The sequence below is a fragment of the Polymorphospora rubra genome, assembly GCF_018324255.1.
GTDB classification, from domain to species: domain Bacteria; phylum Actinomycetota; class Actinomycetes; order Mycobacteriales; family Micromonosporaceae; genus Polymorphospora; species Polymorphospora rubra.
Map to the genome: position 1 here is coordinate 1,337,849 of NZ_AP023359.1, position 24,404 is coordinate 1,362,252.

The 24,404-nt window shown below is 73.2% G+C and carries 22 protein-coding genes and 1 pseudogene; 15 read left to right on the forward strand and 8 right to left on the reverse strand.

Annotated features, from left to right (window positions below):
* Positions 1-37: 37 nt before the first annotated feature.
* Complete coding sequence (locus Prubr_RS06090; protein WP_212822429.1) at positions 38-430, reverse strand: cupin domain-containing protein; 393 nt, start codon at positions 428-430, stop codon at positions 38-40.
* A 376-nt stretch (positions 431-806) separates the two neighbouring features.
* Here Prubr_RS06090 and Prubr_RS06095 point away from each other — a divergent pair, with 376 nt between their 5' ends.
* The 5 genes from Prubr_RS06095 to Prubr_RS06115 all read left to right on the forward strand — a co-directional run bounded on the left by Prubr_RS06095 (position 807) and on the right by Prubr_RS06115 (position 7,929).
* Positions 807-3,680 (forward strand): AfsR/SARP family transcriptional regulator, encoded by a 2,874-nt coding sequence (locus Prubr_RS06095; protein WP_212822431.1) that lies wholly within the window; start codon positions 807-809, stop codon positions 3,678-3,680.
* Positions 3,681-3,922: 242 nt separating this feature from the next.
* Positions 3,923-4,549, forward strand: coding sequence for a hypothetical protein (locus Prubr_RS06100; protein ID WP_246568362.1), 627 nt, complete (start codon positions 3,923-3,925; stop codon positions 4,547-4,549).
* A 208-nt stretch (positions 4,550-4,757) separates the two neighbouring features.
* The gene (locus Prubr_RS06105) at positions 4,758-7,394 is read left to right on the forward strand and encodes an Hsp70 family protein (protein WP_246568364.1); all 2,637 of its coding nucleotides are present in this window, start codon (positions 4,758-4,760) and stop codon (positions 7,392-7,394) included.
* Between the two features lie 74 nt (positions 7,395-7,468).
* A complete protein-coding gene (locus Prubr_RS06110; RefSeq protein WP_212822440.1) occupies positions 7,469-7,732 on the forward strand; it encodes a hypothetical protein in 264 nt (87 codons plus the stop codon).
* Positions 7,663-7,929 (forward strand): SitI3 family protein, encoded by a 267-nt coding sequence (locus Prubr_RS06115; protein WP_212822441.1) that lies wholly within the window; start codon positions 7,663-7,665, stop codon positions 7,927-7,929. Before Prubr_RS06110 ends, Prubr_RS06115 begins: the two co-directional genes overlap by 70 nt.
* A 61-nt stretch (positions 7,930-7,990) precedes the next feature.
* On the opposite strand, the pseudogene Prubr_RS06120 reads toward Prubr_RS06115, so the two are convergent.
* Positions 7,991-8,457: pseudogene (locus Prubr_RS06120) on the reverse strand (PPOX class F420-dependent oxidoreductase).
* Between the two features lie 132 nt (positions 8,458-8,589).
* On the opposite strand from Prubr_RS06120, the gene Prubr_RS06125 reads away from it, so the two are divergent.
* Together Prubr_RS06125 and Prubr_RS06130 are read left to right on the forward strand one after the other, a co-directional pair.
* On the forward strand, positions 8,590-8,982 hold the full coding sequence (locus tag Prubr_RS06125; protein ID WP_212822442.1) for a nucleotide pyrophosphohydrolase: 393 nt from the start codon (positions 8,590-8,592) through the stop codon (positions 8,980-8,982).
* A gap of 588 nt (positions 8,983-9,570) precedes the next feature.
* The gene (locus Prubr_RS06130) at positions 9,571-10,257 is read left to right on the forward strand and encodes a hypothetical protein (protein WP_246568366.1); all 687 of its coding nucleotides are present in this window, start codon (positions 9,571-9,573) and stop codon (positions 10,255-10,257) included.
* 68 nt (positions 10,258-10,325) lie between these two features.
* On the opposite strand, the gene Prubr_RS06135 is transcribed toward Prubr_RS06130, so the two are convergent.
* Both Prubr_RS06135 and Prubr_RS06140 read right to left on the reverse strand, forming a co-directional pair.
* A complete protein-coding gene (locus tag Prubr_RS06135; protein ID WP_212827557.1) occupies positions 10,326-11,639 on the reverse strand; it encodes an AAA family ATPase in 1,314 nt (437 codons plus the stop codon).
* 108 nt (positions 11,640-11,747) lie between these two features.
* Positions 11,748-13,187: a DHA2 family efflux MFS transporter permease subunit gene (locus tag Prubr_RS06140; RefSeq protein ID WP_246568368.1), complete on the reverse strand. Its 1,440-nt coding sequence runs from the start codon at positions 13,185-13,187 to the stop codon at positions 11,748-11,750.
* A gap of 100 nt (positions 13,188-13,287) precedes the next feature.
* On the opposite strand from Prubr_RS06140, the gene Prubr_RS06145 reads away from it, so the two are divergent.
* Complete coding sequence (locus tag Prubr_RS06145; RefSeq protein ID WP_212822443.1) at positions 13,288-13,692, forward strand: winged helix-turn-helix transcriptional regulator; 405 nt, start codon at positions 13,288-13,290, stop codon at positions 13,690-13,692.
* Here the strand turns inward: Prubr_RS06145 and Prubr_RS06150 are convergent, their stop codons facing one another.
* Both Prubr_RS06150 and Prubr_RS06155 read right to left on the reverse strand, forming a co-directional pair.
* Positions 13,693-15,216, reverse strand: coding sequence for a hypothetical protein (locus Prubr_RS06150; protein WP_212822444.1), 1,524 nt, complete (start codon positions 15,214-15,216; stop codon positions 13,693-13,695).
* A 43-nt stretch (positions 15,217-15,259) separates the two neighbouring features.
* Complete coding sequence (locus Prubr_RS06155; protein WP_212822445.1) at positions 15,260-16,402, reverse strand: hypothetical protein; 1,143 nt, start codon at positions 16,400-16,402, stop codon at positions 15,260-15,262.
* Positions 16,403-16,646: 244 nt separating this feature from the next.
* Here Prubr_RS06155 and Prubr_RS06160 point away from each other — a divergent pair, with 244 nt between their 5' ends.
* From Prubr_RS06160 to Prubr_RS06180, 5 genes are all read left to right on the forward strand, one after another.
* On the forward strand, positions 16,647-17,855 hold the full coding sequence (locus Prubr_RS06160) for a beta family protein (RefSeq protein WP_246568370.1): 1,209 nt from the start codon (positions 16,647-16,649) through the stop codon (positions 17,853-17,855).
* Positions 17,856-18,149: 294 nt separating this feature from the next.
* Entirely contained in the window at positions 18,150-18,521 is a 372-nt protein-coding gene (locus Prubr_RS06165) for a hypothetical protein (RefSeq protein ID WP_212822446.1), read from the forward strand.
* Positions 18,518-19,009, forward strand: a complete 492-nt coding sequence (locus tag Prubr_RS06170) for a roadblock/LC7 domain-containing protein (protein ID WP_246568372.1) — start codon at positions 18,518-18,520, stop codon at positions 19,007-19,009. The genes Prubr_RS06165 and Prubr_RS06170 overlap by 4 nt, the downstream gene beginning before the upstream one ends.
* Positions 19,010-19,158: 149 nt before the next feature.
* Complete coding sequence (locus Prubr_RS06175) at positions 19,159-19,398, forward strand: ferredoxin (protein WP_212822448.1); 240 nt, start codon at positions 19,159-19,161, stop codon at positions 19,396-19,398.
* 34 nt (positions 19,399-19,432) lie between these two features.
* The gene (locus Prubr_RS06180; protein ID WP_212822450.1) at positions 19,433-19,717 is read left to right on the forward strand and encodes a DUF427 domain-containing protein; all 285 of its coding nucleotides are present in this window, start codon (positions 19,433-19,435) and stop codon (positions 19,715-19,717) included.
* A gap of 50 nt (positions 19,718-19,767) precedes the next feature.
* Here the strand turns inward: Prubr_RS06180 and Prubr_RS06185 are convergent, their stop codons facing one another.
* Positions 19,768-20,055, reverse strand: a complete 288-nt coding sequence (locus tag Prubr_RS06185) for a HesB/IscA family protein (protein ID WP_212822452.1) — start codon at positions 20,053-20,055, stop codon at positions 19,768-19,770.
* Between the two features lie 375 nt (positions 20,056-20,430).
* Positions 20,431-21,942: a class I SAM-dependent methyltransferase gene (locus tag Prubr_RS06190; protein WP_212822455.1), complete on the reverse strand. Its 1,512-nt coding sequence runs from the start codon at positions 21,940-21,942 to the stop codon at positions 20,431-20,433.
* 51 nt (positions 21,943-21,993) lie between these two features.
* On the opposite strand from Prubr_RS06190, the gene Prubr_RS06195 reads away from it, so the two are divergent.
* Together Prubr_RS06195 and Prubr_RS06200 are read left to right on the forward strand one after the other, a co-directional pair.
* Complete coding sequence (locus Prubr_RS06195) at positions 21,994-23,223, forward strand: hypothetical protein (protein WP_212822456.1); 1,230 nt, start codon at positions 21,994-21,996, stop codon at positions 23,221-23,223.
* A 178-nt stretch (positions 23,224-23,401) separates the two neighbouring features.
* On the forward strand, positions 23,402-24,352 hold the full coding sequence (locus Prubr_RS06200; RefSeq protein ID WP_246568374.1) for a biliverdin-producing heme oxygenase: 951 nt from the start codon (positions 23,402-23,404) through the stop codon (positions 24,350-24,352).
* Positions 24,353-24,404 lie beyond the last annotated feature (52 nt).

Consider the following 24,404-nt stretch of genomic DNA (forward strand, 5'->3'; position numbering starts at 1 on the left):
CGGCGACGGGTCACCGCCGACCGGCGACCGCCGGCACTCACGATCGCGGCGGTTCGTCCTCCCCGGCGGCCTCCGCCGCGTCGCCCTCCTCCTTCGTCCGGTGCACCACGCCGTCGGCGTGCTCCGGCGGCCCGTACACGGTGTAGAGCACCAGCGGGTTCGGGCCGGTGTTGACGAAGTTGTGCTTCTGGCCGGCCGGCACGACCACCAGGTCCCCCTGCGCCACGCGGCGCGTCTCGCCGTTGACGACGGCGTCGCCGACGCCGCTGACGAAGGTCAGGATCTGGTCGATCCCCTCGTGCACCTCTTCGCCGATCTCACCGCCCGGCGGGATCGTCATGATGACCAGCTGGGTCCGCTGCCCGGTCCACAGCACCCGACGGAAGTCGGCGCTCTTCTCCGCCTCGGTGGCGATCGTGAAGTGTTCCATGTCCGGTTCCATACCCGACGCCCCGGCTCCGCACTCCACCGAACGGACCACGGCACACTGTCCGGTCGCCAGGTTTGCACCCGGGCGGTGCGGGGCATGCACCGACACAGACCGGGACGACGAGGTGCCGGTCGAGCCAAGTCCCCGCTGTCGTACGGCCGGATGGCTGCGGTGGTGGGAGACGGCCGGAGCGCGGCGACGTTTCGACGACAATCGGGCGGCGCCGCGCGCTCTTGTGCCGCCCCGTCCCCGCAGCCCGGCCGCCCATCCGGCACCGCTCACATCGGTCATGAATACGACTCACTGTCGCCGCCCGCGATCGGCCGCCGACCATGGCGTGAATCTTGTTCACATCGACCCCGGGGGCGGGACTTCGATGGCCGGCACGTACGAACCACCGGACACCCTGACCGTCGGGGTGCTCGGCCCGCTGACCGTGCACCACGCGGGCCGACCGGCCGCGCTCGGCGGGCCGAACCCACGTGCCGTACTCGCCCGGCTCGTCATCGCCGACGGCCGGATGGTGCCGCTCGACGTGCTCATCGAGGACGTCTGGCCGGAGGCGCCGCCGCCGAGCGCCCAGATCACCCTCCAGGGCTACATCTCGTCACTGCGCCGGGTCCTGGAGCCGGACCGGCGCGCCCGGCGGCCGGCGAGCATCCTGGTCCGACAGGGTCCCGGTTACGCGCTACGGCTGCCGCCCGGCGCGCTGGACGCGAGCCGGTTCGCGGAGCTGGCCACGGCCGGCCACCAGCTGCTCGCCGGCGCGATCCGGCCGGTGGCGGGCGGCGCGCCGGCCGCGGGCGTCCACGGCACCGGCGACACCACCGGCGACCCGGCCCGGGCCGCGGAGGTGCTGGACAGGGCGCTGGCGATGTGGCGCGGCCCCGCCTTCGCCGACTGCGCCGACCGGCCCTTCGCCCTGCCGGAGGCCAACCGCCTGCGGGAACTCCAGATCGGCGCCACCGAGGACCGGCTCGCGGCCGCGCTCGCCCTCGGCAGCCCCGACACGGCGGCGGCCCAACTCCAGGCGTTCACCGCCGAACATCCGCTACGCGAGCGCGGCTGGGAACTGCTGGCGCTCGCCCTCTACCGGGCCGGCCGGCAGGGCGACGCGCTGGCCGCACTGCGTACCGCCCGGGAGCGGATCGCCGACGAACTCGGCATCGACCCCGGTCCGGCGCTGGCCGCGCTCCAGCACGCCATCCTCAGGCAGGACCCGGCCCTGCTGGCGCCGACGAACCGCGCGGCGGTGCCCGTCACGCCGGCCCAGGCCGCCCACAACCTGCCGTACCCGCTGTCCACACTGATCGGTCGCGGCGGCCAGGTCGCCGCCGTCGGCGAACTCCTCGACCGGCACCGGCTGGTGACCCTGACCGGTGCCGGCGGCATGGGCAAGACCCGGCTGGCCCTGGCCGTCGCCCTGGACCGCACCGGCGGCGACGGGCCGTGGCTGGTCGAACTCGCCGGCCTGCACGACGGATCGCTGCTCGCCGAGACGGTCGCCACCGCGCTGGGCATCGCCGGCGCCGGCGCCCTGCCGGACGTGCTGCGGTCCCGCCGCCTGCTGCTCGTCCTGGACAACTGCGAGCACCTGGTCGACGACGTCGCCCGGTTCGTCACCCGGCTGCTCGGCGCCTGCCCGGACGTCCGCGTGCTCGCCACCAGCCGGGAGGCGCTGCGGGCCGAGGGTGAGCAGGTGTACGACGTACCGCCGCTGGCGTCCGCCGACGCGGTCGAGTTGTTCGTCGACCGGGCCGCGCCGCTGCGCGGCGGCTGGCGGCCGGACGCCGCCGAGCGGGACCTCGTCGCCCGGCTCTGCGCCGACCTCGACGGGATGCCGCTGGCCATCGAGTTCGCCTCGGCCCAGTGCCGGGTGCTCTCGCTACGGCAGATCGCCGAGCACCTCGACGACCGGTTCACGCTGCTGCGCGGCGGGCGCGGCGACTCCCGGCACGCCACCCTGCTCGCCGCCGTCGACTGGTCGTACGACCTGCTCGACGCCGACGAGCGCGAGGTCTTCACGGCCCTGGCCGTCTTCGAGGGCAGCTTCGACCTGGCCGGCGCGCGGACCGTCACCGGCCGGCCCGACATCCTCGCCGTGCTGACCGAGCTGGTCACCAAGTCCCTGCTGGTGGTCGAACGCCGCGAGCCGTACCGCTACCGCATGTTGGAGACGCTGCGCCGGTACGCCGCCCGCCGGACCGGTGCCGCCGACCGGGCCCGGCTGGTCCGCAACCAGATCACCTGGGTACGCGAACTGGCCGCCGCGGCCGACGGCGGGCTACGCGGCCCGGACGGGACGTACTGGATGCGGCGCATGCACGCCGAGAGCCCCAACGTCCGGGCCGCGCTGACGGCGGCGACCGACGTGGGCGATCTGGCGTCGGTGCTGCGGATCGGGGCGGGTGCCTACTGGTTCTGGTACCGGCGTGGGCACATCGCCGAGGGGCTGCGCTTCCTCGAACCGGTTCTGCACCTCGACGACGACCACGCCGTCGACCACGCGGTACGGGCCCAGGCCGCGGTCGGGCTGGCCCTGCTGCGCTATCTCGACGGCGCGCTCGACGGGGTCGCCAAGGCGCTGTGGCTGGCCGCCCGGCACGCCGAGCTGACCACGGACGGACCGGTACGCGCCCTGGTGCTCGCCACGATGTCGTACTTCGAGTCGTTCGCCGGTGCCGTCGAACCGGCCCGCGAGCACGGGCGGCAGGCACTGGACCTGGCCCGCCGCACCGGTGCCCGGGTCACCGTCGCCGAGGCGCTGATGAGCCTCGGCAGTGCCGAACTACGGGCCGGCCGACCGGACCTGGCGGTGCCGCTGCTCGCCGACGGGCTGGCCGAGGCGGACGAGATCAGCCACACCTGGGCGGCGGTGTCGTGTCTGTGGCTGCTGGCGAAGGCGGAACTGTCCCGGGGCGAAGCGACGGTGGCCCGGGCCTGGCTGGTCCGCATGATCGAGCTCACGTACGCCAGCGAGGACGCCACCAGCTGGCTGGTGGGGGTCGCCACGTACGCGTACGTCCGGTGCCGTACCGGCGACCCGGCCGGGGCGGCCGAGCTGTGCGGTTCGGTGCGCTGGCTCGGCGACCGGATCGGCTATTCGCCCGAGGCGATGGACCCGGACCTCGCCGGGTACGCCGCCGAGATCGCCGGACACCTGCCGCCGGTTCGGCACGCGGCGGCCCTGGAGCGGGGGCGGGGACGCTCCCAGGAGGAGGTCATGGCGCGGATGCGGCGCAGCTGGTGATCCACCCGCCGGGTGTCGGACGCCCCGCCCGGCGGCCGGACCGGACGGTGCCGCGGGGCGCAATGGGCCGGAAGGTCGTACCCCCGTGGTCCACTCGTGGGGAGGACAGCCGGCGACGGCAGCCCGTACGGTCGGCTCTACGGCGGCGGTACGGTCAGCCCGGGCCCGGCACACCACCGGCCCGGCGGGCCCACGCCGCCGATCCGGCACCACACCGTCGCGACCTGGGGAGGACGACGTCGATGAGGGCAAAGCGAGTGAGCCTGCTCGACATCGGGTTGGATGCCTCGTTCGACGCGGCGATGACCTTCGTCCAGTCCACGTTGCAGAACATCAACGCCGGCTTCGAGGCACCGATCGTCGACATCGACTTCGTCCGGTCCCGCGACCCGAGCACGGTGCTGTCGGCGTTCACCGCGCCGTGTGACGTACTGCACGTGATGGCGCACGGTGACCACAGCGTCACGCCAACGTTCAGCAGCAGTGATGGGCGGACCAGCGTGTCACTGGAGCAGCTCGGCGAGACCGCCGCCCAGCAGGGCAAGGGGATCTCGACCGGAGCGATCCTGGCCGACGGCTGCCGCACCGGCACCGGCGCCTGGCAGAAGGCGGTCCGCGACTGCCTGCACGGCGAGGTGACCTATATCGGCACGTCAGGGCAGATCGGCTGGCACGAGAGCGGGGTCTTCTGCTCGGCCTTCTACGGCGCGTTGTTCCGCAACCGGGGCCGCGGCATGACCGCCGCCGAGCAGGCCCAGGACGCCGCCGAGCGGGCGATCCACGCCTACACGATGTTGACCGACCGCAACTGTCCGTTCCGGGTGATGACCCTGACCCCGAGCCGCTGGGCCCGGATGGCACTGGCGTGACCGCCGGGCACGGGCCCTACTTCATCCGAGAATACCGACATAACACCCAGAGCTGCGCCGAGATCGTCTGATAGGGGGATGACGTGGACGGACACCTGAGCACAGCGACTCAGTCGGCGCTACCCGAGCCGATCTAAACTCGCATCATGGTGGCGGGCTTGCGACTGGGGGTCGACCTTGGCACGTCCAACACCGTGGCAGTGCTGCGGTGGCCGGACGGACGGTGCCGCCCCTGCTCTTCGACGGGTCGCCGCAGATGCCCTCGGCCGTCTACGCCTCCCCGGACGGCGACATGGTCGTCGGCCGGGACGCCGTCCAGCACTCCCGGGTCCACCCCGACCGTTTCGAGCGCAACCCGAAGCGCCGGGTGGACGACGGCACCGTCCTCCTCGGCGACGCCGAACTGCCGGTGGTCGAACTCATGGCCGCCGTGCTGCGCCGGGTGCACGCCGAGGCGGCCCGCGTCGGCGGCCGGCAGATCACCGAGGCCGTCCTCACCCACCCCGTCGAATGGGGTGCCCAACGTCGGGCGATGCTGGCCAACGCCGCCGCCCGGGCCGGCCTGCACAACGCCCGCCTGGTCCCCGAACCGGTCGCGGCCGCCAGCTACTTCATCGCCGTCCTGCGCCACCAACTGCCGATCGGCCGCAACCTCGTCGTCTACGACTTCGGCGCCGGCACGTTCGACGCCACCGTCGTCCGCCGTACCCCGGACAACCTCCAGGTGCTGTCCACCGACGGGGTCGACGACGCGGGCGGGCTGGACGTCGACGCGGCGGTGGTCGAATACCTCGGCGAGGTCTTCGCCGAACGTGACCCCGACGGCTGGAAGCGGCTGATCACACCGTCCACCTCCGCCGAACGCCGGATGAGCCAGCAGTTCTGGGAGGACGTCCGCGGCGCCAAGGAGATGCTCTCGCGGGCCCCGTCGGCGATCGTGCACGTACCGGTCATCGACATCGACGTGCCGGTCGGCCGCGAGCAACTGGAGAAGTTCGCCCGGCCGGTGCTCGACCGGACCCTGCTGGCCACCCAGAACGCGATCCGCTCCGCGTCGGTCAACACCGCCGGACTCGCCGGCGTGTTCCTGGTCGGCGGATCGAGCCGGATCCCGCTGGTCGCGACGCTGCTGCACCGTACGCTCCAGATCGCGCCGACCACCCTGGAACAGCCCGAGATGGTGGTGGCGGAGGGCAGCCTCTACGTGCCGGCCGCCGCCCTCGCGGCGATCGATCCGCGCAGCTACACCGCGCCGGTGAGCGGCCCGCCCGGTGGCGCGATCGCCCCGATGAGCGGGCCGCCGGCGGGGCCGATCGCCCCGATGAGCGGGCCACCCGCCGGACCGGTCGCCCCGATGAGCGGGCCGCCGTCGAGCGCGCCGCCCTACCGCCCGATGGCGCCGCACGCACCCCACCCGCAGCACCGGCCGGCGATGCCGCAGCCGCAGCCGCACTACCGTCCGGCGCCGCAGCCGCACGCCCCGCATCCGCAGCACCGGCCGACGATGCCGCAGCCGCAGCAGGCGTCGGCGCCGTACCGGCCGCCGCACGTGGCCCCGCCGCCGCACGGCCAGCCCCACCCGCAGGCCCGCCCGCAGCAGCAGCACCCTCAACCGCAGCAGCACCCTCAACCGCAGCGGCCGGTCGGACCGCCACCGCACGTCCAGCCACCGCACGCCCAGCCACCGCACCACCCCCAGCCCCAACATCCCCAACCACACCACCCGCAGCCGCAACGGCCGGTGGCGCCACCGCCGCAGCACACCCAGCAGCAACGGCCGGTCGGACCACCACCGGTCCACCCGCAACACCAGCGCCCCGGCCCGGCCTACCCACCGCACCAGCCGCAACGGCCGGTGGCGCCACCGCCGCAGCACACCCAGCAGCAACGGCCGGTCGGACCACCACCGGTCCACCCGCAACACCAGCGCCCCGGCCCGGCCTACCCACCGCACCAGCCGCAACGGCCGGCCGCACCGACGACGGCTCCGCCCGGATACCGGCCCGGCCATCCGGGTCACCCGCAGACCGCCGCGCACCCGGTGACGCCGACCGGGGTCCACCCACCGGCACACACCGCCCAGCGGCCCCCCGGCCCGCCGGTGCACGTGCCGATGGGACACCCGCCACCCGTCGCGCCGCCGCAGGTGGCCCAGCCGGCACACACCGGCCACCTGGCGCAGCGCGGCAGCACCCCGCCGCCGGTCCACGCACCGCAGCCGCCGGTCCAGCGGTCACCGCTGACCGTGCTGCCGCTGTCGATCACCCTGCCGGCCGGCACCGCCTTCAGCCTGGCCGCCACCCCGGCCCGCACCGACTTCCTGGTCGCCAACGGACACCTGGTGGCCGTACGCGCCGTCGACCGGCTCACCGCGCTCCTGCGTGAGCAGCCCTCGCTGACCGCGGTGCACCCGTGGGCCGCGCTACCGGCCGACCTGCGCCCCGGTGACCTCACCCCGTCGCCGGACGCCAGCTACGACTTCGTCCGGATCGGCCGGATCCTCGCCGCCGGCTGCGAGGCGGACTCGATGCCGATGTACCGCACCGCGGACGGGCGGCTGAGCCCCGCCGAGCCGGACCACACCGGCCAGATCGGCCCGGACGACATCAGCCGGCACGTCGAACTGGTCCGCCGGTTGTTCGCCGTGCTGCGACGGCGGTCGCTGGTCCTCGACACCGAACGCATCGGCCGTACGGTCGGCCCGCTGACGGCTGCCGCGACCTCGGCCGGCCGGCTCGACGCGACGGTGCTCCGGACGGGCACCGAGGCGTTCGAGCGGTTCCGCGCCGCCTCCTGGTGGTGGCAGATCGTGGACGAGGTGACCACCGTGACCGACTGGCGCTGACCGCCAGCCCCGGTTCGCTTCCCGGAAGCGGCGATCCGCTCCGCGCCGGGCTGCCGGCGGGCCATGCTGGGGACGTGGCGCTCCAGTACACGTTCCAGACCAGGACCCGCCTGGCCCCGACGGAGGCGCTGCCCATCGTCGGGCACGAGGTCGGCGGACGGGTCGTCGACGGCACCGAGATCCAGCGCGACGGCATGCAGGTGGTCTTCGAGGCGCTCGCCCGCCGCGACGGGCGCTCGACCGGCGAGGCCATCGGGTTCGCCCCCGCATGTCGGTGGCGTTCAATCTCGTCAACGAGGGCGACCACGCCGAGCGGCGGACGAACCTGGCCCGGATGATCCGGGCGGTGCTGGCCCTGCTCGACCAGGACCAGGAGGACGGGATGCTGCTGATGGACTACGAGCAGATCGTGCTCGAACGGGTCGGCAAACGGCTGAGCCTCAACAGCGACTGGACCAACTGGGTGGAACTGCCGGAACTCGCGACGATCGCCCAGCGGTACGACTGCCGCCCCTTCCCGGCGCCCTTCCTCTGACCCGCTCCGGGCGCCGGACGTGGCGGGCGGTCCGGGGCGGCCGGTCTGGCCGCCGGCGCCGTCAGTCGGCGGCCAGGTGGGCGGGGAAGCCCCCGGTGGCGACCGGCCCCACCGCTCGATGCTGACCCGGATCAGCGACTTGCCCTGGCGGCGCATCGCGTCGCGGTATTCGTCCCAGTCCGGGTGCTCGCCGGAGATGACCCGGAAGTAGTCGACCAGCGGCTCCAGCGCCTCGGGCAGGTCGAGCACCTCGGCGGTGCCGTCGACCTGCACCCACGGGCCGTTCCAGTCGTCGGAGAGCACGCACACCGACACCCGTGGATCGCGTCGGACGTTGAGCACCTTGGCCCGCTGCGGGTAGGTGGAGATCACGATTCGGCCGGCGGAGTCGACGCCGCACGTGACCGGGGACGCCTGGGGGCGCCCGTCCGGCCGGGTGGTCATCACGATGGCGCGGTGGCGCGGCGTGAGGAACTCCACGAGACGTGCCCGGTCGACCCGGTCGTTGGTCGCGATGCTGCGGGCCATGGCTGGCTCCCCTCGGTGACACGGTCGGTGCTGGCATTCGGACGGCCCGTCCCGCAACCGCGGCGACAACTCGCCACCCGCGACGTCCACCCACCCGAACCCTATTCGGTCCGGCGGCTAAGGTCAGCGGCCATGACGACCGGCCACCCCTCCCCCGCCCCGGAGCCCCGCGAACCGTCCGTCGAGGATCTCGCCCACCGGCTGCGGGACTTTGCCGCCGAGCGGGACTGGCAGCGCTTCCACACCCCGAAGAACCTGGCCATGGCACTCGCGGGCGAGGTCGGCGAGTTGGTCGCGGAGTTCCAGTGGCTGACACCGGCGGAGGCGGCCGAGGTGATGGACGGTCCGGCGGGTGAACGGGTGCGGGCCGAGATCGGCGATGTGATGATCTATCTCACCAGGTTGGCGGACGTGCTCGGCATCGATCTCGTGCGGGCCGCCACCGACAAGTTGGCCCACTCCGCCCGCCGGTACACAGTGGAGGCGTCCCGGGGGTCGATCGCCAAGATCCCACAGCCGGAATGACCATGCCGACGAAGCCGTCACCCCTACGGAGCGTAGTCACGGCGGTAGGAGTACCGCACCCCGCCCGGGCTGCGGACCCGGGCCAGGGGCCGCCGGATCTTGGGGCTTGCCATCACCGCATACCCTCACAGACGGGTACGACATCCTCAGCGGGAGGTTGAGTATTGCGCAACTTCCCTCTGAAATATGAGGTAAAGCCCGGTTTTACAAAACTGGACCGATCATGTTAGACCCGACGAGCGGTCGGCGACGCCGGTCGTGGAGATGCGCTGGGCTCTCAACGAAGTCGGCACGCTAGTAAGGACGCACGATGAGTAACCCCTACCCGCCCTACTCAGGCCCGCCGGACCCGACATCGGGGGCTGGAACCCGCCACCCGGGTCTCCGGCACCTGGTCAGCCCGACCCAACGATGGGAGGGTGGGCGGCTCCGCCCGGACCCTCCTACGGACCGCCGCCCGGCCCCTCCTACGGCCCGCCCACCACGCCGATGTCGGGACCGCCGATGGGCGACTACCCCCCGCAGCAGCCGACGTACGCCCAACCCGTCCCGCCATATGGACAGCCGCCGAAAAGGTCCAATAACGGTTTGCTGATCGGTATGGGCGTCGCCGTCCTGGTGCTGCTGCTGGCCGTCGGTGGCCTGGGTATCGCGCTGCTCGCCGGTGGCGACGACGAGCCTGAGGTGACGACGCAGCCGACGACCTCCACCACGGAGGAACCCGGCGGCACCGAGCCGAGCGGCGAGCCGTCGCCCGACTCTCCCCCGCCGGCGAACAACAACGCCGTGACCGCGAAGTACAGCAGCGACTTCGAGGAGGTGTGCGCCGGCGGCGCGATCCTCAACGCGGCCGACTACACCGCGGGCAGCAACACCACCAAGGTCTACGCGTTCTCCAACTCGCCGGACCGGGCCAGCGACTGGCGGACCCGGTCGGTCGGCTACGACAAGCCGTTCTACGCCAAGTCGGCCGACTTCACCACCGTCAGCGTGGTCGCCTGCCTGACGACGGTGCCGGGCAGCGAGGGCACCCCGAAGAAGTGCGACTACAAGGACCGGGACGAGAAGCCGATCCAGGTCGACTACATCTCGTCGCGGCTCGACGTGGCGTTCTACGCCGCCAAGACCGGGCAGAAGCTCGGCACCGGCGACCAGGTCAACGCCCCGGCCAACCGCTGCCCGAGCTACATCTCCTACAACTCCTCGACGATGAAGGCGTACGCGGCACCGGACGAGGGTGCCATCACCGCCGCGATCGAGAAGTTCCTCAGCTAGGCAGGGCACGGAAAACGGATGGCCGGTCGGATCCCGACCGGCCATCCGGCTTTCGGCGTCCGGCCCGCTCAGGGGCGTACGACGGGCAGCCGGGCCAGGACGGCCTGGTTCGCCTCCCACCCGTCGGGGAACCGGACCGGAACGTTCAGGTGCACCGGTTCGGTGGACGGGTGGGCGTCGAGCAGTTCGGGAATGCCGGCCCGGGCCACGACCAGGCAGGCGTGCCGGTGCCGCGACGTGAGCACGCACAACCGTCCGGACTCCAGGTGGAAGGCGGTCGCGTCGCGCCGCCCGGAGAGCGGGTGCAGGACCACCGTGACGTCGTACTCGCGGCCCTGGAGCCGGTTGGCCGTGTCGACGGTGACGCCGGCCGCCGACGCCGGGAGCATCGACCGGATGACCGCCACCTGGTCGCGGTGGGCGGCGCCGATCGCGATCCGGGTGGCGTCGACCGGAGCACCCGAACGGGCGCGTTCGGAGACCGCCACCGCCCCACGCTCCAGCATCCGTACGGCGAGGGCCGCGCACGCGGCGGCCGCCTCGACGTCGGTGCGCAGGGTGTGCCGGGCGGGCAGTTCGTACAGTGCCCAGCCGGTCGCCGCCGCCAGGTCGACGGCCGCGTCAGCCGGCCCGCCGTCGCCCGGCCCGGTCAGCGACAGCACCCGGTCGGGGCCGGACGTGCCGGCCCGGAACCCGGTGAACGGGTAGAACGCCTCGGCCACCAGCGGCGCGGCCGATGCCGGCAACCGCCACGAGACCGGCAGCCGGTGCACCGGCAGATCCGGGTTGTGCCGCAGCAGCACCGCGACCGCGCTCTGCATCGGATCCCAGGTCAGCCCGGTCCAGCGCGACGTCTCCACGGTCGAGAACGGGTCGAGCTGACCGGGGTCGCCGACGAACAGCGCCCGCTCGAACCGGGAGGCCACCCGCAGCAGGGCGTCCGACCGCATCTGGTAGGCCTCGTCCACGATCGCCCACGGCCACGAGCCGTCGGCGACGGTGGCCCACTTGGCCGCCGTACCGATGATCACCGCTGACCCGCCGAGGTCGGCGACCTTCGCCGCGACCCGGACCGTCCCGGGTGCCGAAACCCGCTCGGAGGGTACGTAGTCGGCGGCCGACAGGCGCCCGACCAGCAGTTCCGGGGCGTCGGTGACCAGCCGGGCGATCAGGTCGTCGACCTGCTCGTTGGTCTGCGCGATGACGATCAGCGGTTCACCGGCCGCCGCCAGCTCGATGGTGGCCCGGACCACCAGCGTCGACTTGCCGGCACCGGGCGGCGAGTCGACGACGATGCCCCGGTGCCGGCCGGACCGCAGGTCGGCCAGCACCGCCTCGACCACCCGCCCGGCTTCGACGCCGGGCGGCAGCACGGGAGTCATCCGCACGGTCACCGTCGCCCCCTGGACTCTCGCCATCACCGGTCGTCGCACGTTACCCGACCCGGGTCACCCGATCCGGTGCGACGGTCCGCCGGCGGCGTCGCCGGATCAGGCGTCGACCGGCCGCCCCGCCGGCAGCTTCGCGGGCCGGCGCAGGACGAGCACCGCCGCCACCACGCCGGCCAGCGCGAACGCGGCGCTGGCCGCGTACGCGACCCGGAAGCCGCCGGCCAGCGCGGCGGCGGAACCCGCCCCCTGGGCGAGCAGAGCACCGGTACGTGCCGACGCCAGGGCCGCCAGCACCGCGGTGCCGATCGCCGCGCCGACCTGCTGGGTGGTGTTGACCAGCCCGGAGGCGAGTCCCGAGTCGGCCGGCGTCGCGGCGGACATCGCCTGGCCCATCAGCGCGGGCAGGACCGCCCCGAACGCGGCACCGATCAGGACCAGCGCGGGCAGCACGTCGACGGCGTACCGGGCGTCGGCCGGCACCCGGGCGAGCAGCAGGAGTCCGGCGGCGATCGCGGTCAGGCCGGCCACGAGCACCGTACGCGGACCGAACCGGGCGGCGAGCCGCCCGGCGACACCGACCGAGACCAGCGCGATCGCCGCCGGGGCGGGCAGGAAGGCCAGCCCGGTGCGCAGCGCATCGAGGTCCAGCAGGCGCTGCAGGTAGAGCGCGGTCAGGAACTGGAAGCCGAACATGCCGGCGACCAGCGGCAGCATCACCAGATTGGCGCCGGAGACCGCGCGGGAGCGGAAGATCCGCAGCGGCAGCAGCGGCTGGCGGGCGGTCGCCTGCCGGATCACGAACCCGGCGAGCAGGACGATCGACAGGACGGCCGGTCCCGCGGTCCGCGGGCTGCCCCAGCTGTGCCGCTCGGCTTCGACGATGGCGTAGACGAGCAGCATCAGCCCGCCGGTGACCAGGGCGGCGCCCGGCAGGTCGAGGCCGGCCCGCAGGCCCGGCCCGCGTTCGGCGGGGAACAGCCGGTAGGCCAGCAGGACGGCCGCGATCCCGACCGGCACGTTGACGAAGAACGCCCAGTGCCAGCTCAGTAGTTGGGTGAGCACGCCGCCGGCGATGAGTCCGATCGCCGCCCCGCTGGCCTGGACGAGGCTGTAGACGCCGATGGCCCTGGCCCGCTCCCCCGGCTCGGGAAACATCGTGACGATCATCCCGAGTACGACGGCGGAGGCCATCGCGCCGCCCACCCCCTGCGCGAACCGGGCGGCGATCAGCTCCCCGCTGCTGCCGGCGACGCCACACAGCAGCGAGGCGACGGTGAAGACGGCGAGACCGGCGAGGAGCACCCGTTTGCGACCGATCAGGTCACCGAGGCGGCCGGCGAGCAGGAGCAGGCCGGCGAAGGCGATCAGGTAGGCGTTGACCACCCAGGCCAGGCCGGACCGGGAGAAGCCCAGATCGTGCTGGATGATCGGCAGCGCGACGGTCACCACGCTCCCGTCGAGGATGACCAGCAGCGTTCCGCTGCACAGCACGCCGAGCGCCAGCCACCGGCGGGCGGCGGGCATGGTGGGTCCGGACATCGTTCTCCTTCACGGATTTTCGGCGCAGCCGCAATAGGGCACCTTTTGTTACTGAACCCATGATGTGTGACCATCAACGAGGCTGGAAGGAGGCACTTTCATGTCCCAGGGGCACACGGATGTGCCGGTCGAGGCACGCAACCCCGAGGTGTGCACGGTCTACGACGTGCTCAACCGGGTCAGCGGGAAGTGGAGCATCGGCATCCTGGTCGAGGCGACCCACGGGCCGGTGCGCTTCACCGAACTGGAGCGCAACGTGCGGGGGATCAGCCGGCGGATGCTCACCCTGACCCTGCGCAACCTGGAACGCGACGGCCTGCTCGTCCGCACCGTCTACCCGACGGTCCCGCCACGCGTCGAATACGTCGCCACCGACATGGCACGGGAGCTGTACCGCTCGCTCGTCGAACTGACCGGGTGGGCCGAGCGGCACCGCGCCGCCATCGCCGCCGCCCGCGAGGCGTACGACCGGGCCAACGACCGCGGCGAACCGGAACGGGCGTGATCAGGACCAGTCTTCGGTCGCCCCGGTGTCGCCGACGGCGCCGTCGACCGGCGGCCCGCCGTGCGTCCACGGCGTCGCCTCCCGGGCCGGGAAGGTGCCCGGCGGGCTGAAGCCATCGGTGATCGTGGTGTAGCAGAGCCGCTCCCCGACCTCGGGCACGCTGCCCGGCGCGGCGGTACGCGACCGTCCCATGCCGCCGGAGAGCTCGAGCACCACCTCGGTCTTCGACTCCCCCGGCGCGGCCGTGACGAAGCAGACCCTCGCCTTCTGCGCCGGCCGGGCGGGTGAGATCAGGACGGTGCCGGGGGTCAGCCGCACCGGGTCCGCGGTGACGAGTTGGATCCGGGGACGCAGCACCGGCCGCTTGCCGCTGTCGTCGACCCGCTTCGCGTCGGCGAGGGTCACCTCGCCGACGAACGCCTCGCCGGTCAACCGGTGTTCGGCCATCACCAGGGGATCGTCGTACGCCCGCTGCACGGCGTAGGAGGTGAGCGCCTTCTCCAGCCGGTGCAGGCGTTGGGCGGCGGCGACGGCCCCGTCCCGCCTCGGCTGCGGATGGCCGCCGTCGACGTAGACGGCGTAGTCGCTGTAGGCGTCGCGGTCGTCGGCCCACCGTCCGGCGACCCGCGCGCCGGGCGGCAGCTCGCGCAGCAGCGTGACCGCGTCCCACATGGCCCGCCAGGTGGGTTCGAGCTGGCCGTGCAGGGCGTCCGCCAGCTCGGCGGTGGCGCGCAGCCCCACGGCGCGGGCGGGACCGTCGTCGGTGCCGTCGGCCTCGGCGTCCCGGATCGCGCGGACCAGCGGGGCAAGTACGTCGTTGTCGAAGCCGGGGTCGGTGGCCGGCCCCGCCGGCGGGCAGACCGCGGGGTCCTCGGCGTCCCGCCCCGCCTGCGCGCCGGTCCGGCCGGGCGGCGGCGAGATCCAGCCGAGCAGCGAGCCCAGGTGGGCGTCCTCCAGCGCGCTCTGCCCGGTCGCCCAGTGGGCGGACAACGCGTCGGTGGCCGCGACCAGCATCGACGACCCCGGCATCTCGGCCCGGTCGGCGAGAAACGTCATCCACCGGCCGAGCAGCGGCACGGCCGGTGGCACCGGGTAGTCGCCGTCGGTCCGGCGGAACCGGGTCGAGCGGCCCAGCAGGCGGACGAACCCGATGCCGGCGGGGTTGGGCACCAGGATCTGCGGCGCGTCGACGAACCGGTAGCGGACGTCACGCCCCCGGTCGGTCGGCACCGCCTCGGCGACGCCGCGGAAACTGTCCAGATAGGTCAACATGACGGCCGCGAGCGACTCGGCGAAGGCGAACCGCTGGTCGCGGTTGCGCGGCTGCGGCACCACGAGCAGGGTCGGCTCGTCGTACGCCGGACCGACGAGGCAGCCCAGCGGGGCGTTCGCCTCACCGGCGAGTGCCAGCGGCACGAAGACCAGCGGGCGGTCGGCGATGTGGACGTGCCGGACGGTGGTGATCCGCTGCGCCGTGCCGGTGGCGGCGGCCCGGGCCCGGGCCAGCGCGGTGAGGGCACTCACCGGTCCGTCCCGCCGCGTCCGGCGGTGGCACCGTACGGGTCGCTCATGCGAACGCCTCGGCGCGCAGGCGGGCGGCGGTCCGCAGCCGCAGCGCCGCCTCGACCTGGTCGTCGTCGGGTTCGATCTCGCCGGCGGCCAGGGCGAGCACGGTCTCGACCGAGTCGATGCCCCCCAGCGCGTCGCGTACCGGCCGGCCGAGCGCGGCGGTGCCGGTGCGGGCCTCGTAGCGGCAGAAGTAGGACAGCTCGCAGGCCGACAGGCACTCCGGGGCGTAACGGGCGTCGACGGTGGACAGTGCCGCGGCGAGCTCGGCCGGGGACCGCGTCGGTACGCCATCGGCGCCGGCGGCCAGGTCGAACGAGAGGTCGGCGGGCAGCCCCACCAGCAGGTCGTCGACCCGGGCCATCCGGGTGAGCTGCCGGCGCAGCGTCGACAACTGCTTGCGTACGTCGATGAGCGCGGCCGTCGGCTGGTTGGCGAAGTCGCGCGGACAGACCAGCACCACCTCGTGCGACACGATCTCCGGGTCGAGCCCGGCCTGCTCCAGCATGCCGCGCATCGCCAGCACGTAGACGGCCGACTGGGTGGCCGCGGCGGCGACCTTGGCGGCGTCGGCCTGCTCGTCGATGACCGCGAACGACTTGATCTCCACGACGTGGAACCGGCCGCCGATCTGCAGCGCGATCAGGTCGGGCTCCAGATAGACCGGCCGGCCGGCGACGTCGAGCCGCAGCATGGGGTGGTCGAACAGGGTGCTGGTCGGGCCGGCGTCGGTGGCGGCCCGGACGAGCAGTTCCATCGAGCGGGCGTGCCGTTCGGCGTTGCCGCCGTCCACGGCCGGTTGCACGATGTCGGTGGCCGGCGGTCCGGCCAGGTCGTCGTACGACGCCTCGGGGATCGGCACGCCGAGCCGCTGCCGCAGCAGGTCGAGCAGTTCGGCGCAGCCGTTCTCCTTGACCCTGGCCTCGAACGCGTTGCCCCGGGTGATCGCGAACTGGGACTGGCCGAACCGGCCGGGATAGCCGACGTGGGCCGCGATCCGCTGCTTGTCGATGCCGGCCGAGTCGAGCACGGCGCGGCGGGTGCAGCCGGGGTTTCCGGTCAGGGCGGCAATCGTGCGGGCGTTGTGCCGTCTGGGCGCGACCCGCCCGCGTAGGGCGGCAAGCCGCTGCTCGGTGCTGGTCATCCCACCTCCCGGGTCGGGGCGATGCCGTCGTGCGGTGACCACGGGGCCGCCCGGTGCGTCCGTTCGGTCCCTATCGTGCACGGTGCCCACCACGGCCGCCGGACACGCCACGCCCATCGTTGTCGAGCCGCCCGCGATCCGCGCACCTTACCGGCGCACGAGTCGTCGCCGCGCCGCATTCTCGATCAGGAGTACGACACAACCACCCTGTCACCATTCGCATTCATCTGGATACATTGGGTAAATGACGGGATTCGTCGATCCGGATCATCCACAGGAGACCGTCTACCGGCCGATCCTGCGTGCCCGGCGCGGTGAACTCGACGCGCTCAGGCATCTCGACGCCGGCTGGATCCCGTCCGTCACCCCGATCCTGGTCGCCCAGTCCACCCCGCGGGGCCCGGTGCAGGACGCGTACGACTTCTTCAAGGCCGTCGGCGACCGCCTGCCGCGCGGACTGCGGATCGGCGTCGACCTCGCCGACCTGCCCGACCCCGACGGCGGGCTGTCGTACCCGGCCCGCGACGTCGCCGAGTATCTCGCCGGGTGGGGCATTCCGATGCTGCCGGTGCTCAGGGTCACCGACAGTGCCCGTCGACTGACCGCGTACGGCGACGCCGCGCGGATGCACGACCGGCGGGCCATCCTGCGGCTGCGCCCCGACGAGGCACCCGGCCCGGCGACGGCGACCCGGGCCTGCGACCGGGTGTGGCGGCGCACCGGACTGCTGCCCGAGCGCTGCGACCTCGTCATCGACCTCGGGGCCCTGACCCACCCGGGCGACCTGCCCGGCGCCGAGCACACCGTACGGCGGGTGCTGGGCTGGGCGATCGGCGAGCGGTGGAGGTCGGTCACCGTCGCCGCCGGCGCGATGCCGCCGACCCTGTCCCACCTGCCACGCAACGTCGCCACCCGGTTGCCGCGCTGGGAGGCCGAACTGTGGCGGCGGATCCGGCACCTGCCGGTCGGATTCGGCGACCACGGGGTCACCGCGCCGCGGCCGGGAGGACGTGACCATCCGGCCCGGCCGCTGCCCACCATGCGCTACACCACCCGGGACGCGTGGTGGATCTACCGCTGGTCGCGTCACACCGGCGGCCGGCCCGACGACCGGTTCTACGACCTGTGCGGCCGGCTCACCTCGGCGCCGCACTGGGCGGGCGCGGCCCTGTCGTGGGGGGACCGCGAGATCGCCCGGCGGGCCCGCCGCACCCCGGGACCGGGTACGCCCACGAGTTGGATCGCCTGGGCCACCTCACACCATCTGGCGTACGTGCTGTCGGCACTGACCGGGACCGGATCGGAGCCGGACGCCGACCCGACGGGCGCACCACCGCCCGACCACCCCGCCGGGCAGCCGGCGGGCCGGTCACCGGCGCGGCCGGCCGGTCGGTTCCGCCCGCCGGGCGGCCGGTTCTCCCCGCCGCTCGGACAACTCGACGAGCCGCGCTGAGCGGACCGACCGACGACCCCGCCTGTCACGCAGTGTCACCGGTGGGTCGGGATGCAAATCCGGTCCGCTCTCGGACATCGGTCGTATCGACGAGTTCGCCCCACGCACAGGTCGGCGGAGCGTTGGCTGTCCAGGTTGGACACGGTTCGACCGGTGCGAACGGACAGGGGGTGTGCAAATCTCGACCCCGGGGGGAACGTCCCACGGCGTCGGGGGTCGACCGGCCGTACCCGCCGTCGACCCGGCGGCGGATGACCGGCGCGATGACGCCGTTCATTGTGAAAGGCAAACAGCGTGGCAAACCTCGACGTGGCGCTCAAGAGCGCAATGTCCATCGAAGGCGCGATCGGCGTGGCGCTGGTCGACTACACCAGCGGCATGACGCTCGGGGTGGCCGGGGGGTCACCCGAACTGGACCTCACGATCGCCGCCGCCGGGAACACCGACGTGGTCCGGGCGAAGATGCGGACGATCGAGATGCTGAAGCTCACCGACGGCATCGAAGACATCCTGATCACACTGGACACCCAGTACCACCTGATCCGTCCACTCAGCTCGCGGTCCGGCAAGGGCCTGTTCCTCTACCTGGCGGTGAGCAAGAGCCGGGCCAACCTCGCGTTCGCCCGCCACCAGCTGCGCCTCATCGAGGAGAGCATGGAGCTGTGAACGGGGGCAGCGGCTACACACTGCCCCGCCGCATCGCCCAGCCTCCGGCCCAGCGGTCGATACCCGATCAACCGCACCCCCGGCTGGCGCCCCGCGGCGACACGGTGCCGTACGTAGCCATCCACAACCAACTGTCCGACCTGCGCATCCAGATTCCCGGCGTACGCGGCTGCGTCCTCGGCGGCGTCGACGGCCTGCTCATCGCGCACGACCTGATCACCGGGGACGCCGAACCGCACGACCTGGCCGCCCTCGCGGCGACCACGTTCGGGCTCGGCCGGCAGGTCGGGCTGGCGCTGCGGCACGGCCCGTTCCGGGAGTCCACGGTCCGCAGCCACCACGGCTACTTCACCGTCTACGCGGTCAACGACACGGCGCTGCTCGCCGTCCTCGGCGAGGACGCGGTCAACGTCGCCCGACTGCACCTGCACGCACCGACCGTCGCGGAACGACTGGCGGCACTGCTCGGCGGCGGCCAGGGCCGCTGACGCGACTTCGAGGGGCACCTCGCACGGGGTGCCCCTCGATCCGGTATGCACCAATTCTCACTAACAGCACATGGGGCGTCACGGATCGGCGATTTTCGCTAGCGTCACCTTGAGTACGGGCCACCGGCCACGACGGGGGAGATGACGTGGTGAGCGCGCTCTGGCGGGTACACGTCGACCCACGCCGCTGCATCGGTTCGGGCATCTGCGCCGGCGCGGCGCCCGACCACTTCGTGCTCGTCGCCGACGCGTCGGTGGCGCTCGCGGAGCTGATCGAGCCGTCCCAGGAGGTCACCGACGCGGCCGAGTCGTGCCCGATGGAGGCGATCACGGTGCGGGACGCGCTGGACGACCGGCAGATCTCGCCGGGCCGCGACGGCCGGCTTTAGCCGGCACCGCCGGTCGCGGCCTACTGTGGCTGGCATGCCGAAAGCCGTCTGGAACGACCTGGTCATCGCCGAGAGCACCGACACCGTCGTGGTGGAGGGAAACCACTACTTCCCGCGCGCGGCACTGCGCGACGACCTGATCCGCGAGTCGGACACGCACACCATCTGCCCGTGGAAGGGCACCGCCTCCTACTACACGCTGGAACTCGACGGCGCCCGGTCGCCGGACGCCGTCTGGTACTACGCGGACCCCAAGCCCGAGGCGGACATGGTCCGCGACCGGGTCGCGTTCTGGAAGGACGTACGGGTCGTCGACTGACGCGCACCGGCCGGGTGGCCCGCCGGACCACCCGGCCGGCGCGGCCCCGGTCAGCCCGCCTGTTGCTCCGTGATGCCGAACTGGACGCCGCCCTGCGGGTCGACCGACGCGTCCAGCGCCTTGTCGTCGAGGATCTGGGCCGCCTCGGGGTCGAGGAAGATGCGAGCTCCGGAGTTGTCGACCACCTGGTCGCCCTGGGCCGGCTGCGCGGCCAGGCCGAGGGTCAGCGCACCCGCGGAGGTGTCGGTCGCGATGCGCAGACCCGCCCCCTCCGGCACCTCCTGCTGGGTGGTCAGGTCACGGATCACGGTCACCGCGTTGTCCGTCAGAGTGAGCATGAAGAACTCCCCATGGTTTCTCGTGTCGGGTTGTCGTTGGCCGGCAACGCCGGCGGATGACACGGCCGGGCGCGGATGAACGCACCAGGGTGGCCGTGGCCGACACGACCCGACGTCCGCAGAACCACCGGGCGCACCGACTCCCAGCCGGGCAGATCATCCGAACGGTCGAGTTCATGACCGTCCGCGATCTACGTTGCCTCCTCCGAATGGCTACGTCAAATCGGGCACCCGACCCGACAACGGACCAACAGGCCGGGTCCGGACGACAGCGAAACCCGGCGGGGGCGCCCTCCGGGACGCCGACCGGGGATGACGGGCCGACGCCGGCCAGGTTCGCGCGGCGCCCTGTCCGGCGACCTCATCGCCGACCGCTCACGTGTTCAGTGGGCGGCGGGCGACCGACAGGACATGGGTGACCGGCCATTCGATCGGTCCACCGTCCGGCGTGGACAGCTCGGCGACCGGAGTGAGCCGATTGGTCACGATCCAGTCGTTGCGGTAGGCCCCGCTGGCCGCGTCGACCTCGAAGCCGACGTCGGTGAGCAACGCCTTCCAGTCGGCGTACTCCAGCCCGCAGAACTGCTCCTGGGTCTCCGACAACCAGTTGTCGACGTAGTCCTTGCGGGTCAGGAAGTCCATCGCGGCGTCGAACGCCAGCTCGGCCGTCTCCGGCCGGCCCTCGACCGGGCGGTGGGCGAACGGGAAGCGGTAGTCGACCGCGAACTGGTCCAGCCGGGCCCGCGTGGACAGCCCGCCGACGTACGCGGCGACCTCCGCCGCGGGCAGCTCCGCCAGGTCGGTCCGGGGCCGCGCCGGGTTCGCACCGTCCGAGGTGGACAGCCGCAGCCGCACCGGGCGGTCGCGGCCGTCCGGCCCGCACACATCGCTGTTGATCCACACCCCGCCCGGCACAGTGTGGTCGTAGATCGCCTGTACGAAGCGGCGCAGCGACGCCATCCGGTCGCCGTACGACCAGATCTCGTGGGTGAGCGCGAACGTCATCGTGGTGTCGACCGAGCGTGGCGCGAACACCGCCCCGCCGAGCACGTTGCGCCGGTAGAAGAACACGTTGGGGTTGGCGAAGAAGCCCTGTGCCTTCTTGTGTACGCACTCCTCGAACAGGTGCCGGGCCACCTCGACGCCGATCAGGTCGCTCTCCCGCAGCGCCGGCTCCCGGTCGGCGAGTTCCAGCACCGCGCCCGCGCCGCAACCGATGTCGACGATCCGACCCGGCCGGACGTGGTCGCGGACCGCCGCCCACTTGCGTTGCGCGGCGTCGGCGAACGCCTCGGCGTACGTCCGGTAGTCGCGGGTCGCGGTCAGCCCGCCCTCGTCGCCGACGACCGGATCGTTGACGACGGCGCGGACCAGGTCGTCCAACTGGTAGCGGTCGAAGACGTCGACGGTCGCCGGATGGGCCGACTCCCGCCACGTCAGGTCACCGGCGGCCAGCCGCAACAGCACGTCCCACGGGCGGGCCGGCGCGGGTTCGACGTCGGCCTCCACGCCGGCGATCGGAAAGCCGAGCCGGGCGTACATCGCGGCCACCTCCGGGGTGGAGCAGGCCACCACCGTGTCGGCCGGGGTCAGCTCCAGGCCGGTGACGGCCGCGACGTTCTTCAGCGTCACCTCGGCGAACCGGTCGGTCGCCGCGGTGTCGAAGACCGGCACCACCACCGACCGCAGCCCGGCGAGCACGCTGAAGCGTTCAATCGCCGCCTCCCGGCGGTGAAATGGCACCGGGTTACGTTTCGTGTTCTCGTGGTTCGCCGACGTCACCGCCCAGACCACCGTGCCGTCGGTGCCGGCCAGCCGGCTCAGATAGTCGGCCTGGAATCGGGTCAGCAGGTGGTGTCGGCCAGGAAAGAGCAGGTAGCGCGGCATCCCTCGTTCTTAGCCGACGATGGTTTGCGACCCTCTGGCAGGGTGGGCGACGTGCAGACCGACCTTGCTGAGCCCGACGTCCTGCTGGCCCGCTGGGGCGCGATCGCCTCGGCTCTGGCCACGCTCGGTCACGACGACGTGTGGTGGATCGACGGCGGCACCGCGTACCGCGACGATCACGGTGGCAACTGGGGCCGCCTGGTGCCGGTCGAGGGCGGCCGGGCGGTGCTGTACGGCTTCGACCACGAGTATTCCGCGACCACCGACGCCAGTCCCCCGATCGACCTGCTGGCCGGGGCACCGGTCTGGCTGCCCTGGCCGGACCTGCTCCGCTTCGCCGAGGAGCAGCAGCTGGGCTTCGTCTACTGGTACGACGGCGGCTGGTCGCGGGTGCCGTACCCGGACGGGATCGCCGACGGGCTGACGGCGGCGTTGCCGGCGGTCGTCAGCGAGGAGCGGGCCCACCGGGCGCTGCGTGAGGTGGTCTTCGGCTGGGCCCGCCACAAGCCGGCGAACGCCGCGGAGGAGGCCGAGGTGGCCGACGCCGCGGCCCGACTGCTCGCCGCCGCCACCTCCCGTACGGTCGACGTCGCCACGCTCGCCGGGCTGCTCGGCCGGATCGGCAACCAGCCGGTCGACCTCGATGCCGGCCTGGCGACGGCCGCCGGGTTCGGGCTGGTCGCGGGAAGCACCGCGCCGACCGTGCCGGCCGGGACCGGCGAGCCGCCCCGCCGGGTCCGGATGCTCAGCGACGACGAGCGGCAGGACCTGGTGTGGGCGGCGATGCGCTCGGCCGCCGAACTGCCCCGGCCGGTCCCGGCGCCGACCGCCGAACTGGCCGCCCTGGTCGACTGGGCCCGGTCCCGGGCCCAGTCCGACGGGCGGTGCTCGCTGCGGTTCGAGGTACTCGACAACGCGCGGTGCTTCGGCCCCGGCGAGGCGGCGCCGGTCGGGCGCCCCGGCGACAACCAGTGGGCCGTGGCGCGCGAGGTGGGCGAGCTGGCGAAGAGGCTGTGGGAGGCCGAGGCCGATCCCGCGCACGGTCACTGGATCTTCCTGCGGCTGGAGGTCTCGACCGACGGCCACACCGTCGAGCGGCACTACGACTCCTGGCCGGACTGGATGAAGTTCGACGGGATCTCCGGACCCTGGCCGGACGATCTCCGGATCGAGATGGACCGTCGCGCCGCGGCCTTCCGGCCGGCCTGGTCGGTGCTGCTCGACCCCGGGTTGACCTACACCGGTGTGCCGGAGCCGTTCCGGACGCCCGAGGTCGACTGACTGTCCGCCCGGCCCGGGGCCGGTGACGTGACCGGTGGCCGGGATCGCCTGCCGGCCGGCTCCGGCGGACCCTTGGTGTGTCGCTGGTGGTGTGTCAGGCTCCCAGGACGCGGGTTGCGTCCCCGCGGAGCAGGTCGCGCGCCGGCCGACGGCGCCGCCCCCACCCGGAGGAAGGTCCATGAGCGAGCGAAGCGAGTCGTTCTCCGCCCGGCTGCGGTCGGCGACCCGTCGAGACCACGAGGCGGCCGAGTCGGAGCGGTACGTCACCGCGCTCACGGGCGGCGAGCTGAGCCGGACCGCGTACGCCGAACTGGTCGCCCAGCACTACTTCATCTACGAGGTGCTGGAGGAGGCCGCCACGGCGATGGCCGGCGACCCGGTCGCGGGCGGCTTCGTCGATGACGCGCTCACCCGGATGCCGTCGCTCGTGGCCGACCTGGAGTTCCTGCTCGGCGCCGGCTGGCTGGACCGGATCGCGCCGAATCCGGCGACGGCGGCGTACGTGCAGCGGATGCGGGAGGTGTGCCGGACCTGGCCGGCCGGGTTCGTCGCCCATCACTACACCCGTTACCTGGGCGACCTGTCCGGCGGGTTGTTCGTCGGCCGCGCGGTCGCGAAGGCGTACGGGTTGGGCGACGACGGAGGCGTGGACTTCTACCGCTTCCCGGCGATCGACGACCCCCGGGCGTACAAGGACGCCTACCGCCGCCGGCTGGACGCCATGCCGATCTCCGAGGCGGAGTTCGAGCGCCTGGTCGGGGAGGTGACGCTGGCATACCGGCACAACACCGCCGTGCTGGCCGAGTTGGGCCGTACCGTGGAGCCCTTTCCGCCCGAGGTGGTGGCCGCGATCAGCCGCCACATGAACGACGACCATCCCGACGACTCGCTGCTGATCTGCCGGTCGCTGGGTGGCCGGCCGACCGCCACCGCCGCCCGGATGACCGGGATGGACGCGGACGGGATCGACTTCGCCGCCACCGTCGACGGGGACCCGGTGCCCGTACGGGTGCCGTTCAGCGAGCGGCTGACCGAACGCCCGCAGGTCCGCAAGGAGGTCGTGCGGATGTACCACGAGGCGTGTGCGGCGCTCGGGGTGCCGCCCCGGCCGGCCGCTCCGCACGGTTGAGCCGGGCCGCGCCGCCGTCCGCGCGGCCCGTCCACGTGACGACCTGACTGTA

What these genes read in the sequence shown, in the direction of transcription:
- Prubr_RS06135 (WP_212827557.1), bottom strand. Translation starts at nt 11,639, where the DNA reads ATGACTCCCGTGCTGCCGCCCGGCGTCGAAGCCGGGCGGGTGGTCGAG.
- Prubr_RS06155 (WP_212822445.1), bottom strand. Translation starts at nt 16,402, where the DNA reads ATGACCAGCACCGAGCAGCGGCTTGCCGCCCTACGCGGGCGGGTCGCG.
- Prubr_RS06180 (WP_212822450.1), top strand. Translation starts at nt 19,433, where the DNA reads ATGCCGAAAGCCGTCTGGAACGACCTGGTCATCGCCGAGAGCACCGAC.
- Prubr_RS06200 (WP_246568374.1), top strand. Translation starts at nt 23,402, where the DNA reads ATGAGCGAGCGAAGCGAGTCGTTCTCCGCCCGGCTGCGGTCGGCGACC.
- Prubr_RS06090 (WP_212822429.1), bottom strand. Translation starts at nt 430, where the DNA reads ATGGAACACTTCACGATCGCCACCGAGGCGGAGAAGAGCGCCGACTTC.
- Prubr_RS06145 (WP_212822443.1), top strand. Translation starts at nt 13,288, where the DNA reads ATGTCCCAGGGGCACACGGATGTGCCGGTCGAGGCACGCAACCCCGAG.
- Prubr_RS06190 (WP_212822455.1), bottom strand. Translation starts at nt 21,942, where the DNA reads ATGCCGCGCTACCTGCTCTTTCCTGGCCGACACCACCTGCTGACCCGA.
- Prubr_RS06160 (WP_246568370.1), top strand. Translation starts at nt 16,647, where the DNA reads ATGACGGGATTCGTCGATCCGGATCATCCACAGGAGACCGTCTACCGG.
- Prubr_RS06095 (WP_212822431.1), top strand. Translation starts at nt 807, where the DNA reads ATGGCCGGCACGTACGAACCACCGGACACCCTGACCGTCGGGGTGCTC.
- Prubr_RS06185 (WP_212822452.1), bottom strand. Translation starts at nt 20,055, where the DNA reads ATGCTCACTCTGACGGACAACGCGGTGACCGTGATCCGTGACCTGACC.
- Prubr_RS06100 (WP_246568362.1), top strand. Translation starts at nt 3,923, where the DNA reads ATGAGGGCAAAGCGAGTGAGCCTGCTCGACATCGGGTTGGATGCCTCG.
- Prubr_RS06140 (WP_246568368.1), bottom strand. Translation starts at nt 13,187, where the DNA reads ATGTCCGGACCCACCATGCCCGCCGCCCGCCGGTGGCTGGCGCTCGGC.
- Prubr_RS06125 (WP_212822442.1), top strand. Translation starts at nt 8,590, where the DNA reads ATGACGACCGGCCACCCCTCCCCCGCCCCGGAGCCCCGCGAACCGTCC.
- Prubr_RS06115 (WP_212822441.1), top strand. Translation starts at nt 7,663, where the DNA reads ATGTCGGTGGCGTTCAATCTCGTCAACGAGGGCGACCACGCCGAGCGG.